The sequence below is a fragment of the Collinsella sp. AF23-4AC genome, from assembly GCF_003462685.1.
Lineage (GTDB): Bacteria > Actinomycetota > Coriobacteriia > Coriobacteriales > Coriobacteriaceae > Collinsella.
The window spans coordinates 41,025-58,559 of the sequence record NZ_QRVE01000012.1 but is presented as its reverse complement, the minus strand read 5'-3'; the positions used below and the strand labels follow the sequence as shown (position 1 = coordinate 58,559).

The following is a 17,535-nucleotide window of genomic DNA, read 5'->3' as shown; positions in this document are numbered from 1 at the left end:
GTGCGGCGTAGGCCGCTTATTAGCCCGTCCAAGAATTGGGGCGCAGTTCACACGAGCTCGGGGCCTTTTTCGTCCGGATTGTTGACGTATTGCCGAACGAAAATAGTTTGCGTTTGGTAATAAGCGTACGAAAGCGCAGTTTCCATTCTCATTTCGGACGCAAATCAAGACGCAAACCGTTTGCGTCTTGGTAAATTTAGTACGCAAACGGTTTTCGTCTTATAATACGGTCATGAATGGTACGAAACGAAGAGGCTGGGCGTATGGTTGTTAGAGAGAGCCCTACAGTCGAATACAAGGAAAGCGTTACGCCGACGTTTCTTAAAACGGTTAGCGCTTATGCAAACTACGGGACGGGCAAGATTGAGTTTGGCGTTGATGACGAGGGCGTGGCTGTCGGCCTTGCAGATCCGGTCGCAGAGTGTCTCCGCATTGAGAACATGATTAATGACAGCTTGGATCCCGCTCCCCGTTACACGCTCGAGCCCGATGAGAAACACGGGACCGTAATCCTTACGGTTTATGAGGGACAGGACAAACCCTATCGAAGCAAGGGAAAGGCCTACAGGCGAAACGATTCGGCAACGGTGGAGGTCGACCGGTTTGAGTATGGCAGGTTGACGCTCGAAGGCAGCAACGTAACGTTCGACGCGCTCACGTCGACTCGCCAGGACTTGAGTTTTTGCACGCTCGAGCAAAAGTGTGTTGAACATCTCGGCATTTCTGAGCTAACGTCGGATATTATGCGCACGCTTCGCTTGCTCGGTAAGGACGGCTATACCAACGCTGCGGCGATTTTGGCGGATAAGAATGATTTTCCTAGCATCGACTGCGTCCGTTTTGGTGATACCGAGGATGTGATCTTGGATCGTGAGTCGGCGACAAATGTATCCGCAATTGAACAGGTGGACAGGGCGGTGGCTATGTTTGCACGCTACTACCGTTATGAACGTATCGAAGGGATGGAACGCGTCCAAACCGATCGAATTCCTCTCGAGGCGTTTCGCGAAGCCGTTGCAAACGCTTTGGTGCATCGGACGTGGGACGTTCGAGCGAATGTTCAAATTGCCCTGTACGACGATCGCGTCGTTGTCACTTCGCCCGGATCGCTGCCTGCCGGTTTGACGACGGAACAATACCTGTATGGGCAGATATCCGTGCTCAGAAACCCAATTGTCGCCGAGGTCTTTTTAAAGCTGGATTACATCGAGAAATTTGGCACGGGAATCGCGCGAATCAGGCGTGCGTATCGAGATTCTTTAAGCCGACCGGTATTTGATGTTCGCGGCGGCATGGTGACCGTCACATTGCCCGTTATCGATGCCTTTGAGGGGTCTGAGGAAGAGGCCCAGGTTCTCAAGGCTTTGTCGGTCGGACGAATAATGTCGCGGGGCGAGATTGAGCAGCAGGCGGGGTTGAGCCGCGCGCGTGCGTTGACGGCGCTTGAATCACTGATTGGGCGGAACGCGGTTGTAAAGCGGGGAACTGGGCGTTCCACGAAATACGAGCGCGCATAGGCCAAAAGAACCATATTGCAAGACAGGCCCCAAGCCTTTGCCCGCTTGAGGCCTGTTGTATGTTGGCTGGCAGCGGTCGATTTATAGCAAGATATAGCAACGTTAGTGAGATATAGCAACGTATAGCGCTGTTCGCGGGTTCTTACGGTGGTGCTATTATCCGAATGCCGCGCGGATAAAGTGCTGGGCGAAGAGCTTGTTGGCGACGTTGATGACGTGGCCCAAGAACAGCGCCGAGATGGCTGTGGTCACGCCAAAGCCGCCTAGGTTGTGCATGAGCGCGAGCGACAGAATGAGGGACACGGCGACATGTGAGCAGTCGAACACGACTTTTACGTCGCCAAAGCGGCGTTTAAGCTTTTCGGCAATGACCTGCACCAAGCCGTCGGGCGCGTTGGGGACAACGCCCATGTTGACGACGAGACTTACGCCAAATGCGGTGACAGCGAGGGAGAGCAGCATGGTCGCAACCTGTGCGGGGAGTGCCGTGGGATGCAGTGGGTTGACCGCCATGAAGAAATCGGTGAAGCCGCCGATGAGCGTCGAGAAGCACAGCTCGAGCAAAATACGCGGCTGGAACTCGCGTCGCAATATGGCCAATTGCGCCAGGATGTAGGCGACATAGGTAGCAGTGATCCAAAAGCCGAGTGTCTTGCCGGTGAGCATGGATATGGTTGTGGCAAAGCACGTGAGCGCAGCGACTCCCAAGCCGGATGCCGTCTGGAGACTCATGCCGAGTGCCAGTACTGCAACGCCCATCAGATACATCAGCATTCTGATAACGGTATGGAACCAATCGATATTCTCGCCATTCATTACGATGAGCGGCCGCATGTCGTGACCTTCCTTTCGGAATTTGGGAGATGCAGTAAAGGCTGCGGCGCCGCTTGGGGGAAAAGATCGGAAGCAAGGATCCATTCCTCCAGACGGCGCCGCAGCTGTTTGGGTGACATGGCTTTTGTCGAAGTGGCTTAGTTGAGTGCGCCTGCCAGCCGCATAAACAAAGCGGCTCGGGGGCGTGTCGCTTCCGTCACGTTCTATCAGCATGCAAGACGGTTTCGGTTCTTGTCCGTGACGGAAACGGCGCGCTTCCGAGCCGTTTTAAAGGGGCGCGGCCTCGGTCGCGCCCCCACGATAGAGAGCGAGTCAAGCGGGGAAGTCAAGCAGAAAATCCACCATTTCACCCCGTCTCAGGCGGCAGGGTTAGCCGCGGACCTTCTTGACGACGTCCATGGCCTCGCGGGCGATCTGCTCGACCTTGGAGAAGTCGCCGTCGGCGAACAGGGCCGGCTTGACCATCCAGGTGCCACCGCAGGCGATGATGGCGCTGGAGCTCAGGTACTCCTCGACGTTGGCGGTGCTCACGCCGCCGGTGGGCATAAAGCGATGGCCGACAAACGGAGCGGCGAGGGCCTTGATGGTGTTCAGGCCGCCATACTGGGCCGCGGGGAAGAACTTGGTGACCTTGAGGCCGAGGTTCTCGGCGGCGGTGACCTCGGAGGGGGTCACGGTGCCGGGCAGCACGGGCAGGTCGATGTCGATGCAGTGCTTCACGACGTCCTCGTTGTAACCCGGGGAGACGATGAACTTGGCACCGGCGGCGCGGGCCTGCTCAACCTGCTCGACGGTCAGGACGGTGCCGGCGCCAACGCACATCTCGGGCTCGGCGGCGGCCATAGCGGTGATGCACTCGGCGGCGCAGGCGGTGCGGAAGGTGACCTCGGCGGACTTCATACCAGCTGCCATAAGGGCGTGAGCGAGCGGAGCGGCGTCCTCGACCTTGTCGAGCACGACGACAGGCACGATGCCCAGGGACTCAAGCGTGGTGTAGAACTGATCGAACATGATGTTCCTTTCGATGTGCGGCGCATGCGGGCGCATGATTGCTAAATGTGCTGGTCAAGAGCCGGTTTTGGATTGGTTATCGGAGGCACTGCTTGGGGTTCAAGCAATTCCAAAACCGGCTGCGCGACCAGTCGTATAGGGAATGCCGGGCAAAACCGGAATGGGACTGGTGGTTTTGCCCGACCGGAAAGATCGGGGAGCGGGCCGCAGGGGTATGGGTATGGAAAGCTGCGGCCCGCGGAATGGAGACGACTTAGCGCGCAACGCGAGTGCCACCGTCGGCGGCGTTGGCGACGGCTGCGATCTCGTCTGCGGTCACCAAGTTGGAATCGCCCTTGATGGTGAGCTTGAGGATCGAGGCCGCGATGGCGTAGTTGACGGCGTCCTGCGGGTCAAAGTCGTTGATGAGGGCATGGACGAGGCCGGCGTTGAAAGCGTCGCCGGCGGCAACGCCCTCGAGCACGTGCACGTCATGAGCAGGGGAGAACCAGTGCTCGCCGCTCTCGGCGTCAAAGAGCATGCCCATCCAGATGGAGCGCTCGACGCAGGAGATGTTGCGGACGACCGAGGCGACCTTCTTGCAACCGTACTCGGCGCAGATCTGACGGGCCATCTCGACGTAGGTGTCGCGCTCCTCGATTCCGTGGGCAAGGGAGCCGGAGACGCAGGTCATACCAAGGCCGGCAGGCGCGTCCTCGTCGTTGGCGATGCAGATGTCGACGAGCGGCAGGAGTTCCTTCATGGTGGCCTGCGACTTCTCGGGTGACCACATCTTGCCGCGATAGTTCACGTCGCACACGGTGGTGATGCCCTTGGCGCGGCAAGCGGTGAGGGCATCCTTGCAGGCAGCGGCCATCTCGTCGGACACGGCGGGCGTCACGCCAGAGAAGTAGAAGACATCGACGCCCTTGAGGATTTCGTCCCAATCAAAGACGTCGCGCTTGGCCATGTTGATGGCGGAATACTTGCGGTCGTAGACGCAGCCGTTGCCGCGCTGCGAGGCGCCAACCTCAAATACATAGGAGCCAAGACGGTCGCCCTGGCGCACGACGCGCGTGGTGTCGACGCCGTAAGCCTTCAGCGAGCGAAGGGCGCACTCGCCCAGGCGGTTGGCCGGAACAACGGAGACGTAAGCGGCCTTGTCGCCCTGATAGGCCAGGGAAAGCGCGGTGTTGGCCTCGGCGCCGCCGTAGCGAACGTCAAACTCGGTGGCCTGTTCAATGCGCAGATGGTCTTTGGGCGAGAGCCTCATCATGATCTCGCCGAAGGTAAGAACCGTTTTACCCATGGTCGCGCAGCTCCTTCTTGTTCGTGCGTACACCTTTGATATGGCGTTGGCACGGAGGTGCCAAGACGGTAGGGTGCATCTTTGCACCTCCGTGCCAACGCTTGCCGAAATCGGTTTACGAAATCGGTTTCGTTTCGAGTTGTAGTATACTCACCTACAGCGTTTTGCAAGCGAGATTTTTAAAAAAATGCCTAAAATGGCTCAGACTGCTAACGATTGGGAAACGGGGTGCGCCATGGCGCAGATGAGGATTAAGGACATTGCTGCCGCGGCGGGCGTGAGCCCGGCCACGGTCTCGCGCTATCTCAATAACCGCCCCGGGCAGATGACCGAGGAAACCCGCGCTCGCATCGCGGCGGTTATCGAGCGCACTGGCTATCGCCCACGTGCCGCCGCACGCAATCTACGCAGCTCACGCACCAACCTCATCGGCGTGATCTTGGCCGACATCGCCAACCCGTTCTCCAGCGCCATGCTCGAAGGGCTTTCCGCCAGCGCCGCCGCGCGCGGCTGCTCGCTCATGACGGCCATTAGCGGCAACGACCCCGCCAAGGAGGCTGAATCACTCACCAGACTTATCGATGCCGGCGTGGACGGCTTGGTCGTCAATACCTGCGGAGGCAATGACGAGGCGATCGCCGCGGCAACGGGACGCTTGCCCGTCGTGCTGCTCGACCGCGATATTGCCGCCGGCGGTGTCGATCTGGTGACCTCCAACAACCGCGAGCTGGTTGCCGGCCTGGTAGACGCCTTGGCCGCCGCTGGCAGTGAGCGCCTGTGCCTGCTCACCGAGGCAAGCGATGACAGCCCCGTGCGTCGCGAGCGCGCCGAGGCCTTTGCCGACGAGCTCTCGCGTCGCGGCCTGACCGGCAAGGTCGTCACCCTGGCCGACGGTGGCGCTGCGGGTGTCGGCCGCTTGGATGAGACCATCCGCGGCCATGCCGGTAAAAAGCTCGGCCTCATTGCCGTCAACGGCCTGGTTTTCCTGCGCCTGACCGAGGCATTAGCGCAGCTGGGGCCCTCGCTGCCGGCGGGTCTCAAGATCGCGACGTTTGACGATTATCCCTGGAACCACGTGCTCTTTGGCGGCGTGACCACGGCCGCGCAGGACACCCTCACCATTGCCGAGCGCGTAGTCGAGCGTCTGTCCGAGCGCATCGACGTCGTTACCACTACGGTAGGCGATGCCGCAAAGCTCGCCCCCAAGCGCATCGAGGTCCCCGGCCACATCGAACACCGCGCCTCGACCTCGCGCTAGTCTGTGTGATAATATATAGACAATGTCATACAGGAGGTATCCATGGCTGCGTCTGTGCTGAGTGTTCGAGTGGATTCGTCAATTAAAGACTCATTTGCCGAGCTGTGCGAAGAGCTTGGCATGACTTCGTCCGTTGCGGTCAATATGTTCATGAGGCAGATGTTGCGCGAGCGCTCGCTGCCGTTTGTGCCTTCACTCGGTAAAAGTTCTGCGAGCGAAAGCGCCGCGGCGGGCATTTTGGATACTGCCCAGATTGAGTCCGCCGTCCGCGAGGCAGCCAGCCCGATTCCCGCCATCAAAACCGTGATCCTATTTGGATCGTATGCCCGTGGCGAGGCGCGTGCAGATAGTGATATCGATTTGCGTCTCGAAGTCGATCGCGATCAGGGCTTTGGTCTTTTCGCGTTATCGGCGTTTGGTGAGGCAGTGCGCAAGGAAACCGGAAGGCAGGTTGACCTTGTCTCGAGCGATTATCTTGATGACGATCTTGCCGCGGTAATCGAGCGCGAAGGAGTGATCCTTTATGATCGCGCGTAAGTCAGACGGCCTCCGCGCCCAAGAGGTTTTGGAGGCTATCTCCGAAACGAACGAGCGCATCAAGGCTTTTGATATCACCGAGGACCAGTTTCTGCATGCGAATGACGTGCGGACGAGGGCGTTGGCGGACTCCCTTTTGATGTGTGCGCTTAGGGTGACGGAAGAAGCGGGCAAATTGTCGGAACGCTCGCAGCGGCTTCATCCCGAAATCGAATGGCGTGGAATTATCGGCATGAGAAATTATCTTGCGCATGATTACGGCAATGTCGACCGCTCGGTTGTTTGGGATGCAGTGACGATGGAGTTCCCTACGCTGGAACGAGCTTGTAGACAAATTGTCTCCGAATCCGAGCGGTAGCTGTTTGTCACACCCGCCTGTTCGCGCACGTTTTTTGAGCGCTTGATACGCTTTAACCCTGCGGAAACATTTTTCTGCGATAGTATCTGCGATATAGACCAGTCGAAACCCGCCCGAAAGAAAGGGGAGCGACATGAACCAGCAGAACATTGATTACGTACTCCGCTCCGTAGAGCAGCGTGACATCCGCTTTGTGCGTCTGTGGTTTGTCGACATTCTCGGCCGCCTCAAGAACTTTGCCATTAGCCCCGAGGACCTCGAGGTCGCTTTTGAGGAGGGTATTGGCTTTGACGGCTCCGCCATCGAGGGCTTTGCCACGCCCGAGGAAGCCGACATGCTGGCGTTTCCCGATGCTTCGACCTTCCAGATTCTGCCGTGGCGCCCGAGCCATAACGGCGTCGCCCGCGTGTTCTGCGACGTGTGCACTCCCGATCGCAAGCCGTTTGCCGGCGACCCGCGCGATGCCCTGCGCCGCATGTTCCATAAGGCCGAGAAGGCCGGCTACCTGCTCAACGTTGGTGCCGAGCTGGAGTACTACTATTTCCCCGACGAGCACACGCCCGAGCCGCTCGACAACGTTGGCTACTTCGATCTTTCGGTGAGCGATGCCGCCCGCGACCTGCGCCGCAACACGGTCCTCACGCTCGAGAAGATGTCCGTGCCCGTGGAGTACACCTTCCACGCCGCCGGTCGCTCACAGCACGGCATGAGCCTGCGCCACGCCGAGGCCCTGAGCATGTCCGACGCCATCACCACGGCCAAGCTCATCATTAAGCAGCAGGCCTACGAGAGCGGTTGCCACGCCTCCTTTATGCCCAAGCCGTTGGCGGGCGAGGACGGCAGCGCCATGTTTTTGCATCAGTCGCTGTTCGACCACGACGGCAACAACGTCTTTTGGGGCGAGGACGACGAGAAGTACCACCTCTCCGATATCGCCAAGCACTACATGGCCGGCATTCTGGCACACGCGCGCGAGATCAGCGCCATCACCAACCCCACGGTCAACTCGTACAAGCGCATCACTACGGGCGGCGATTCCGTGCCGCAGTACGCCACGTGGGGCCTGCGCAACCGCGCGAGCATGGTCCGCATCCCGGTCTACAAGCCCGGCAAGCAGCTGTCCACGCGCATTGAGCTTCGCAGCCCCGACCCCATGGCCAACCCGTACCTGGTCAACGCCGTCACGCTGGCGGCTGGTCTGGACGGCATCGAGCGCAAGCTGGAGCTCCCGCCCGAGGCCACGGCCGAGACGCTCAAGCTTACCGACCGTCAGATGGTCGAGGCCGGCTACACGCCGCTGCCGCGCTCGCTCAAAGAGGCGCTCGACGTGTTTGAGGACTCGCAGTTTATGAAGGATGCCCTCGGTGAGCACATCCACAGCTTCTTCCTCAAAAAGAAGCGCGACGAGTGGCATAAGTTTGAGTCTACGATCACCGAGTGGGAGATCAAGCACTACCTGGCGAACTCCTAATCGCGCTGGCTTGTTCCAGTACGATTGAGCTCATTTCTTTGGAGGCCGATATGTCCGAAAAGAGTGCCCTGTTCATGGCGCGCACGACGCGCTTCCACGAGTTTGCCCGCAGCTTGACGACCACCCTGGGTGTCGAGGTGAGCTTGGCAACCCCCGATTCGCCGACTGCGGCGCACGACTTTGACCTGCTGATCCTCGATTCCGATGGCATCCGCAGCGACCGCATCGATCAGATTGCCAAGTGGCTCGACGACCGCGGTGGCGTTCCCATGCTGGTGATCGTCGACGACGAGGCGCTCGGCACCCTGCGTCTGCCGAACCACGCGCATGCCGACTTTGTATGCCCCACGGCGACGCCCAACGAGCTCAAGGCGCGCGCGCAGCGCCTGATGGGCGAGGAGGAGACCGTTACTGCTGACGACGTGCTCAACATCGATAACCTCGAGATCAACCTTGCCACCTACCAGGTGACTCTCGACGATGAGCCCATCGACCTGACGCTGATGGAGTACTCGCTGCTGAGCTTTTTGGCGACGCACCCCAACCGTGCCTACAGCCGCGAGGTGTTGCTGCACCGCGTGTGGGGCTTTGAGTACTGCGGCGGCACGCGCACCGTCGACGTGCACATCCGACGCATCCGCTCCAAGGTGGGCCCGCAGATCGCGGCACACATCACCACCGTCCGCGGCGTGGGCTATCTGTTTAAGGACTAGCTTTTCACCACAAAGGGGACAGGCACCTTTGTGGTGGTTTTGACGCAGGCGCGGGTTCCTTTCGGGTCTGCGGCAGAACTTAAGCCTTCCTAAAAGATTGCGTTCTCATACACTTGCGCCCACATATTGGGGTACAACTCAACGTGAACAATGATGGCCCGCCACGTGTTTGGCGGGCCTTTGGTTATTTGACGAAAGGATCGCAGCCATGAGCGAGAACGATTCCCAGCGTCCACAGGATGTTGGCAATGCCGGCGAGACTCAGCAGCAGCCGCGCGTGCAGGTGGAGTCGACGCCTGCCGGCAGCAACATTCCCTACGTGCAGGCTTACGACACACAGACCGGAAAGCCGCTGGGCAGCCAGCAGGTTGTAAACAAGCACACAGTGGTCAAGACCAAGACCAAAAAGCTGCCGATCTTTATTACGGCACTCGCCGGCTGTGCCTGCGGCGCCCTGCTGGTCATTGCGCTCATTATGAGCGGTACGCTCGATATCGGTGGCGGAAAGAATGCCGTGACGGCGGGCGCTTCGGGTTCGTCGACGCAAAAGATCACGATTGACTCCGAGGACACCACGCTGGCCGAGGCCGTTTCTGCCAAGGCCCTGCCCTCCGTCGTTTCCATCACTGCCACTTCGAGCGGCAGCCAGAATGGCTCGCTTTCGCAGTCTGCCGACGAGTCGGATAGTTCGGGCAGCGTCGGTTCGGGCGTGGTGCTCGATACCGAGGGCCACATCCTCACCAACAACCATGTGGTCGATGGCTATGACCAGTACGTGGTGACCATGGACGACGGCACCACCTACGAGGCCGAGTTCGTGGGCAACGATGCTTCGAGCGACCTGGCCGTCATCAAGCTCAAGGATGCCGATGCCTCCAAGCTTACCCCGATCGAGATCGGCGACTCCTCCAAGCTCAACGTGGGCGAGTGGGTCATGGCGATTGGCTCACCGTTTGGCAACGAGCAGTCTGTCTCCACCGGTATCGTCTCGGCGCTGTATCGCTCCACGGCCATGAGTTCTACCAGCGGTAACACCATCTATGCCAACATGATTCAGACCGATGCCGCCATCAACCCGGGCAACTCCGGCGGCGCGCTCGTCAACGACAATGGCGAGCTTGTGGGCATCAACTCGCTCATCGAGAGCTACTCGGGCTCCAGCTCGGGTGTGGGCTTTGCCATTCCGGTTAACTACGCCAAGAACATTGCCGACCAGATTATCGACGGCAAGACGCCGGTTCATCCGTACCTGGGCGCCACGCTTTCGAGCGTCAACGCGCTCAACGCCCGCACCAACAAGCTGAGCACCGATAGCGGCGCGTACGTGGCGAGCGTCGTCGAGGACGGTCCTGCTGCCAAGGCCGGCATTCAGGAGGGCGATGTCATCACCAAGCTGGGCGACGACGAGATCACGAGCGCCGATGGCCTGATCATCGCACTGCGCAGCCACGAGGTGGGCGAGAAGGTCGAGATCACGCTCATGCGCGGCAAGGAAGAGAAGAAGGTCACGGTTGAGCTGGGCTCCGACGAGGAGCTGCAGAACCAGCAGCAGGATGACAGCTCGACCGACACCGGTAACGGCGGTATTACCGACGAGCAGCTGCGCCAGTACCTGGAGGAATTGCTCGGCCAGCAGGGCCAGGGCCAGGGCTACGGCCAGGGTTACTAACGAGCCGTATCGCACATACCGATGCCAGAGGGGGCTGTCCCGCCAACGCGGGGCAGCCCCCTCTTTTCGCGATGATCCCTTGGGGACGGAGGAAAACGGATCACTTGTGGCTGGCAAGAGGCCTGGTTCGGAATGGTCTGGGCAGTTAGTTCAGATACGTATAAATCTGGGGCAGCTTGGGATGCGTTTTGAGCAATTTTTGATTGGGATGGGGCTTGAATGGGTGTTTGGAAGGGAAAACGGGACGTTTACATGGTCTCAGGGAGCCAAAATTAGTTGAAACAGGGGTGTTCGTGCCTGATTCAGCTCTAGCATTTATACGTATCTGAACTAACTGTCCACCCCAGTCTGGCGGCTGCCGATTCGGTGCGGTTTGAGACCGGTATTCGGCCCCATCGTGACCGGTGGTACTCTAGTATCCGTTTGAAATCGAGCGAAGGAGTGCCGCTATGGAGCAATCGAGCCTGTTTGGTGACGGTGTGGACATCGATACCGAAACGCCCGCGAGCACGGATACCGCTGCACCGGCCGATGCCCGTGCCCAAGCCGCCGCGCGCGCGGCCGAGCTGCGCCACGAGCTCGACTACCACGCGTACCGCTACTACATGCTTGACGCACCCGAGATCACGGACGCTGCCTTCGACAAAATGCTCGTTGAGCTGCAGGAAATTGAGGCCACCTACCCCGACCTGGTGACGCCCGACAGCTATACCCAGCGCGTGGGCGGGTACGTGAGCGAGCAGTTTACGCCGGTCACGCATATGGCGCGCATGTATTCCATGGACGATGCCATGGATCTGGACGAACTCGACGCGTGGCTCCAGCGCACCGAGGATGCGCTCGGTGCCGGTAGCGTCACCTATACCTGCGAGCTTAAGATCGACGGTCTGGGCGTTGCGCTTACCTATCAAAACGGCACCTTTGTGCGCGCCGCCACACGTGGCGATGGCACCACGGGCGAGGACGTGTCGCTCAACGTGCGCACCATCAAGGATGTGCCCATGCATCTGTCCGAGCCGGCGCTCGCCCACATGGGCGCCGACCGCGAGCGTACCATCGAAGTACGCGGCGAGGTCTATATGCCCAAGGGCAGCTTTGTACGCCTGAACGACGAGGCCGATGCCGAGGGCCGCGACCCCTTCGCCAACCCGCGCAACGCCGCCGCCGGATCCTTGCGTCAGAAGGACCCCAAGGTCACGGCGCGCCGCGACTTGGCTACCTTTATCTACGCCATCGCCGATACCGACCCGCTGCACGTCCACAGCCAGCGCGAGTTTCTGGACTGGCTGCGCAGCGCCGGCTTTAGCGTCAACCCCAACGTGGCTCGTTGCGCCACGCCGGCCGAGGTTCACGAGTTCTGCGCCCAGGCGCTCGAGCACCGCGGCGACCTGGACTACGACATCGACGGCGTGGTCGTAAAGGTGGACAGTTTTCAGCAGCAGCTCGACCTGGGCTTTACCGCCCGCGCGCCGCGCTGGGCCATTGCCTTTAAGTTCCCGCCCGAGGAAAAGCAGACCGTCCTGCGCGAAATTCGCATCCAGGTGGGCCGCACCGGTGTGCTCACGCCGGTCGCCGAGTTCGACCCGGTGACGGTCGCCGGCTCCACCATCGCGCGCGCCACGCTGCACAACATCGACGAGATCCGCCGTAAAAACGTGCGCGAGGGCGACACCATCATCGTGCACAAGGCAGGCGACGTAATCCCGGAGGTCGTGGGCCCGGTGCTCGACAAGCGCCCGGCCGATTCGGTTGACTGGCATATGCCCGAGGTCTGCCCCGTGTGCGGCAGCCCCGTGGTCCACGAGGACGGTGAGGTTGCCTACCGCTGCGTCTCCATCGATTGCCCCGCGCAGCTCAAGGAGCGCCTGCTCCACTGGGTGAGCCGCGGCTGCATGGACGTCGACGGCCTGGGCGACGAGATCGTCGACAAGATGATCGCCGCCGGCCTGATCCACGATGTCGCAGACTTCTACCAGCTCACGGTCGACGACATCGCTGGCCTGGACACGGGCCGCGTGTACGCCAGCTCCAACAGCAAAAAGGGCGTCAAGAAGGGCGATCCCATTCCGGTGGGCCTCAAGACGGCCGAGAAAATCATCGCCGAGCTCAATAAGTCCAAGAGCCAGCCGCTCGGTCGCGTGCTGTTTGCCCTGGGCATCCGCCATGTGGGCAAGAGCGTGGGCGAGGTCATCGCCGAGCGATTCCTGTCGATCGACAAGCTCATCTTGGCGAGCGAAGAGGACATCGCCGAGTGTGAGGGCATCGGTCCCAAGATTGCGGCGAGCGTCAAGCAGTTCCTGGCCGTGCCCGAAAACCTTGCCGTGCTGGAGCGTCTGCGCCAAGCGGGCCTTTCGCTCGAGGTCGACCTGGGCGCCGCGCACGCGCAAGCCGCAGCCGACGCCGGCGTGGCAGGCGAGCTCGCCGACGCACAGCCGCTCGCGGGCCTGACCTTCGTGCTCACCGGTACGCTCGTCAACCGTACCCGCGACGAGGCGGGCGCGGCGCTCAAGGTGCTCGGCGCCAAGGTTTCGGGCAGTGTGTCGAAGAAGACGAGCTATCTGGTCGCCGGCCCCAAAGCGGGCTCCAAGCTCACCAAAGCCGAGCAGCTGGGCGTACCCGTGCTGGATGAGGACACACTCGAGCAGATCCTTGCGACCGGTGAGGTGCCGGAGGCTTAGTGCATCGATAACCAAATTGAAGAACCGCCCGGAAGCACGATGCATTCCGGGCGGTTCTTATTTGGACGGGGTAACGGGCACCGTGATCTGCGTCACGTAGGTCGCTGGGTCGTCGCTGATGATGCCATCGATGAGGGCGATCTCGCGTTGCCCCGCTACGCTGCTAACTTGTCAAAAGCTCCGCGCCGGTTGAGCACGGTAAACGCGACAACGCAAATGACCGCCGACAAAATCGATCCGCACGGCGAGGCGATGCCCATGGGAAACAACGTGTCGGAATAGGCATTCGACAACAGCCACGCACCGGGCACGCGAATGAGTGCCACGGCCAGCACGTTGTGCGCAAAGCCGATGTAGCTCTTGCCGTATGCAGCGAAAAAGCCGCTAAAGCAAATGTGGATGCCGGCAAAAATCGCATCGAAAATATAACTGTGCATATAGCCGGTACCGGCCGCGACCACTGCGGGGTCTTTGGCAAAAAAGCCGATAAACGCCGGCGCCACCAGCCACATCAGCACCGTGATCAGGCAGCCGTACACTACCGAGATCGTCATGGCATCCTTGAGCACCTGACGCGCACGGTCGCCCTTGCCCGCGCCGGCGTTTTGCGCCGTGAGCGCGCTGACGGTGGCGCCCATGGAACTCGGCACAATGAACAAAAAGCTGATCATCTTTTCGACCAGGCCCACGGCGGCGGCGTCGACGAGCCCTCGGTGGTTGGCGATGACGGTGATAAACATAAACGCCACCTGGATGCAGCCGTCCTGCACGGCCACAGGCACGCCGATCTTAAGAATGCTACCGAGCACCTCGGGCTGGGGGCGCAGGTCGCTGCGCTTAACGTGGATGTTCGTACGGCGGCTCTTAAGCCACACGAGCGCGAGCGCAACGCTGGCCGTCTGCGCGGTTACCGTGCCGAGCGCCGCGCCCACGGGGCCGAGCCCCATGTGGCCGATGAACAGAAAGTCGAGCGCGATGTTGATGATGCATGCCACGCCGATCACGTACATGGGCGAGCGCGAATCTCCCAGCCCGCGAAAGATGGCCGAAAGAATGTTGTACGCGGCGATAAAGGGGATGCCCATAAAGCAGATACGCAGGTAGGCGGCGGTGCCTTCGACTGCCTCGGCCGGCGTGCCAATGAGTGCCACGATCTGCGGGCACAGTGCGAGCAGGACAGCGGCTAGCACCACCGAGACGCCCATAAAGAGCGTGATAGTGTTGCCGATGGCGGTCTCGGCGCGGTCGAAGCGGCGCGAGCCCACGGCGTGGCCGACGATAACCGTCGTTCCCATGGCCAGGCCCACAAGCGTCACGGTAATGATATAGAGCGTCTGCGCGCCATTGCCCACGGCGGTGATGCCGGCGGCGCCGCTAAACTGCCCCATCATGTACAGGTCGGCCATGCCGTAGAGCATCTGCAAAAAGTACGAGAGCATATAGGGCAGGGCAAAGACCGCAATGGTCTTGAGGACATTGCCGCGTGTGAGGTCGTGTTCCATGGGCGGGGCACTTTCTGGTTTGGTTCGTTTAGCTACCAGTGTAGTGAAAACCCTATAACGATTGTAGAGTCAAGGTTTGAGTTGAGGTCCGGGCGAAAAAGTTGCGTGCGTAGGCATTTCTACTTGAATGCAGGGTGGCGCGCCCCACAAAGTACGGCAGCTCCTGACTTTTCGAACCTCTCGGCCTATCTCAAATCACCCCAAACCGTCCCAACATTCGACGTTTTTTGCCAAAAATGGAAAAAGCATCGAATGTTGGGACGGTTTTTCTGTCGCTCGACGGGATGGAACCGCTTTCTTGCACACAAAGGTGTGCGAAGCCGCGTGCAGGGGAATAAGGTTGGTTATCCGACTCCATTGGAGGGCTCATGGACCTGCCGATCGTCCTGTCCCATAAGACTGCCTGGCTGTACCACAACGTGGCGCGCCCGTCCGAGCCGCTCTCGCGAGCGAGTAGCCTATACGATGAGGATTCGTTTGCCAGCGAGGCGGGGCCAGCCGAAGCGCTGCCCAAACTGGGACTAGATGCCAAGGGGCTGAGAATTTCTGCGGCGGTTGAGATTGTCACCGATTATCTGGTCTCACTTGGTGTTCCACGCGAGGAGCTCGACCGCATTGACACGTTGGTCAGCTTCGATTTTGAGCGCTCTCGGCCGGCGGGCCTTCGACGCCACGTGTTTGGAGCGCCTGTACCTTCGGATCATCTTATCGAGGTGGCAGAAGGTCTCTTGGTGGTTGATGAGGTCGTGTGCTTTGTCCAAGCGGGTTCGTGGATGAGCGAGCCCGAGCAGCTGGAATATGGCTACGAAATCTGTGCCCGATACCATTTGAATCATCTGTCGACAGGCGATTATATCGAGATGGGGCAGAGGCATACCGTTGCCGACATGATTGCCTATTGCAATGAGAACCGATCTCGTCAGGGGGCCATACGCGCGGCCGCCGTGCTCAGGCGCGTGCACGATGGCGCGCGGTCGCCCATGGAGACAGCCACCGCAATCATGGTCGTAGCAAAACGTTCCCAGGGAGGGCTGGGATACGCCAAGGTCGAGCTCAACCATCGGGTGGATGTTCCCAACGAGTTCAAGTATCTCGCAAAGGCCGGATATTTCGAGATTGACGTATATGCGCCTGCGAGTGGTACGGGGATTGAATACAACGGCTCGGACCATCTTGATAAACAGCGCAGCGCGTCGGATGCGGAGCGTATGACCGTGCTGAGCGCGCTGGGCTTTAGGATGATCGTCCTCACCGGGACTCAGTTTGCCCACCAGCTGCAATTGCACCGGGCGATGAACGCCATCGCGCTCGCTATGGGCCTCAAGTGTGACCGAAGCGAAGCGTTCCAAAAGCGGCAGAATGACCTGCGGGAGTTCGTGATTCGCAACTGGAGTGGGGACCTCTAGGGACACTTTGGCCCTTCTGCTGGGTGCTGTGAGCGGACAAACCGTCCCAACATTCGACGTTTTTTGCCAAAATTGGAAAAAGCATCGAATGTTGGGACGGTTTGCGTGCCGAGGATGGGGCCCGGAACGTCGACCTTGCTCGCGGGGCCCTTGTGTCGTACGCATGTCGACCCAATTCCCGCGTGAGGTACTATATTCCCTGAAGAATAAAACGCCGCGCGAGGGGAGGGCTGCGTGGACGGGCACGTGCAACATGACGGCTTTGGCCGCGATATCAACTACCTGCGCATTGCCGTTACCGACAAGTGCAATTTCCGCTGCATCTACTGCATGCCGGCCGATGGCGTGGCGCCCCGCGCGCATGGCGAGTTGCTCAGCGCCGAGGAAATCGCCCGCTTTGTGCGCTTGGTGGCGGGGGAGGGCATTCGCCGCGTGCGCCTGACGGGCGGCGAGCCGCTGGTCAGCCGCCGTATCATCCCGCTCATTCGTGACATCCGCGCGATCCCGCAGATCGAGGACATCTCGCTCACCACCAATGGCGCCCTGCTGCCCAACCTGGCGCCGCGGCTCAAAGATGCCGGGTTAAACCGCGTCAACATCTCGCTCGACACACTCGACCCTACGCTCTTTGGAAAGATCACGCGCCTGGGCCGGCTCGAACAGACCATGGCGGGCATCGACGCGGCGCTGGCTTGGGGCTTTGAGCCCGTTAAGGTCAACTGCGTTGTTGTGCGCCGGCTCAACCAGGATGTGGCGGCCCTCGCGCGCTTGACCGTCGACCGTCCCATCCACCTGCGCTTTATCGAATACATGCCCATTGGCGACGAACACACGAGCTCGCATTGCGCCGTGGACCCGCATGCGCCTGCGCTCAATCCCGAGCTGTGGGACGCGAGCGATACCGTGCCGAGCGACGAGCTGCGGGCGCGCATCAATGCCGGGGCCGCCGCGACGGGGCTGGGCGAGCTCGAGCCGCTCGACATCAACGACGCTCCTGCCGGCGCGGGCCCTGCGCGCTACTGGCACTTTCCGGGCGCGGCGGGAACGGTTGGCTTCATTAGCGCCATGTCCAACCATTTTTGCGCGAACTGCAACCGTCTGCGTCTGACGGCCGATGGCAACGTGCGCCCGTGCCTGTTCAGCGATGCCGAGTATTCGGTGCGTGAGGCGCTGCGCCGTGGTGATGATATGCAGGTACTTTCGATTTGGCGCGATGCCGTGGCCCACAAACCGCAGGAACACGCGATAATTGAGGGCACGCAACGATTTATGTCCCAAATCGGAGGATGATCA

The 17,535-nt window shown here is 60.5% G+C and carries 14 protein-coding genes; 10 read left to right on the top strand and 4 right to left on the bottom strand.

Features of this window, described 5'->3' with window-relative positions; all coding sequences use genetic code 11:
* Positions 1-263 precede the first annotated feature (263 nt).
* Entirely contained in the window at positions 264-1,517 is a 1,254-nt protein-coding gene (locus tag DWY05_RS07200) for an ATP-binding protein (RefSeq protein WP_158558702.1), read from the top strand.
* Positions 1,518-1,673: 156 nt separating this feature from the next.
* Here the strand turns inward: DWY05_RS07200 and DWY05_RS07195 are convergent, their stop codons facing one another.
* The 3 genes from DWY05_RS07195 to DWY05_RS07185 form a co-directional block, all read right to left on the bottom strand.
* Positions 1,674-2,351, bottom strand: a complete 678-nt coding sequence (locus DWY05_RS07195) for a YitT family protein (RefSeq protein WP_117821035.1) — start codon at positions 2,349-2,351, stop codon at positions 1,674-1,676.
* Between the two features lie 369 nt (positions 2,352-2,720).
* The gene (gene eda / locus DWY05_RS07190; RefSeq protein WP_117797082.1) at positions 2,721-3,362 is read right to left on the bottom strand and encodes a bifunctional 4-hydroxy-2-oxoglutarate aldolase/2-dehydro-3-deoxy-phosphogluconate aldolase; all 642 of its coding nucleotides are present in this window, start codon (positions 3,360-3,362) and stop codon (positions 2,721-2,723) included.
* Between the two features lie 253 nt (positions 3,363-3,615).
* On the bottom strand, positions 3,616-4,650 hold the full coding sequence (locus DWY05_RS07185) for a sugar kinase (protein ID WP_117797080.1): 1,035 nt from the start codon (positions 4,648-4,650) through the stop codon (positions 3,616-3,618).
* A 235-nt stretch (positions 4,651-4,885) separates the two neighbouring features.
* On the opposite strand from DWY05_RS07185, the gene DWY05_RS07180 reads away from it, so the two are divergent.
* The 7 genes from DWY05_RS07180 (at position 4,886) to ligA (ending at position 13,334) form a co-directional block, all read left to right on the top strand.
* Positions 4,886-5,908 (top strand): LacI family DNA-binding transcriptional regulator, encoded by a 1,023-nt coding sequence (locus DWY05_RS07180; RefSeq protein WP_158558701.1) that lies wholly within the window; start codon positions 4,886-4,888, stop codon positions 5,906-5,908.
* 42 nt (positions 5,909-5,950) lie between these two features.
* Positions 5,951-6,445, top strand: a complete 495-nt coding sequence (locus DWY05_RS07175; RefSeq protein ID WP_117821033.1) for a type II toxin-antitoxin system RelB/DinJ family antitoxin — start codon at positions 5,951-5,953, stop codon at positions 6,443-6,445.
* Positions 6,432-6,803: a DUF86 domain-containing protein gene (locus tag DWY05_RS07170; protein WP_117821032.1), complete on the top strand. Its 372-nt coding sequence runs from the start codon at positions 6,432-6,434 to the stop codon at positions 6,801-6,803. The genes DWY05_RS07175 and DWY05_RS07170 overlap by 14 nt, the downstream gene beginning before the upstream one ends.
* A gap of 133 nt (positions 6,804-6,936) precedes the next feature.
* A complete protein-coding gene (locus tag DWY05_RS07165; protein ID WP_117821031.1) occupies positions 6,937-8,274 on the top strand; it encodes a glutamine synthetase family protein in 1,338 nt (445 codons plus the stop codon).
* A gap of 50 nt (positions 8,275-8,324) precedes the next feature.
* Positions 8,325-8,987 (top strand): response regulator transcription factor, encoded by a 663-nt coding sequence (locus tag DWY05_RS07160; protein WP_022095077.1) that lies wholly within the window; start codon positions 8,325-8,327, stop codon positions 8,985-8,987.
* Between the two features lie 208 nt (positions 8,988-9,195).
* Positions 9,196-10,656: a S1C family serine protease gene (locus tag DWY05_RS07155; protein ID WP_117821030.1), complete on the top strand. Its 1,461-nt coding sequence runs from the start codon at positions 9,196-9,198 to the stop codon at positions 10,654-10,656.
* Positions 10,657-11,105: 449 nt separating this feature from the next.
* A complete protein-coding gene (gene ligA / locus DWY05_RS07150) occupies positions 11,106-13,334 on the top strand; it encodes an NAD-dependent DNA ligase LigA (RefSeq protein WP_117821029.1) in 2,229 nt (742 codons plus the stop codon).
* A gap of 155 nt (positions 13,335-13,489) precedes the next feature.
* Here the strand turns inward: ligA and DWY05_RS07145 are convergent, their stop codons facing one another.
* The gene (locus tag DWY05_RS07145; RefSeq protein WP_035136882.1) at positions 13,490-14,836 is read right to left on the bottom strand and encodes an MATE family efflux transporter; all 1,347 of its coding nucleotides are present in this window, start codon (positions 14,834-14,836) and stop codon (positions 13,490-13,492) included.
* 368 nt (positions 14,837-15,204) lie between these two features.
* Between DWY05_RS07145 and DWY05_RS07140 the strand changes: the two genes are divergently transcribed.
* On the top strand, positions 15,205-16,242 hold the full coding sequence (locus DWY05_RS07140) for a hypothetical protein (RefSeq protein WP_117821028.1): 1,038 nt from the start codon (positions 15,205-15,207) through the stop codon (positions 16,240-16,242).
* 234 nt (positions 16,243-16,476) lie between these two features.
* A complete protein-coding gene (gene moaA / locus DWY05_RS07135; RefSeq protein WP_233504032.1) occupies positions 16,477-17,532 on the top strand; it encodes a GTP 3',8-cyclase MoaA in 1,056 nt (351 codons plus the stop codon).
* Positions 17,533-17,535: the final 3 nt, after the last annotated feature.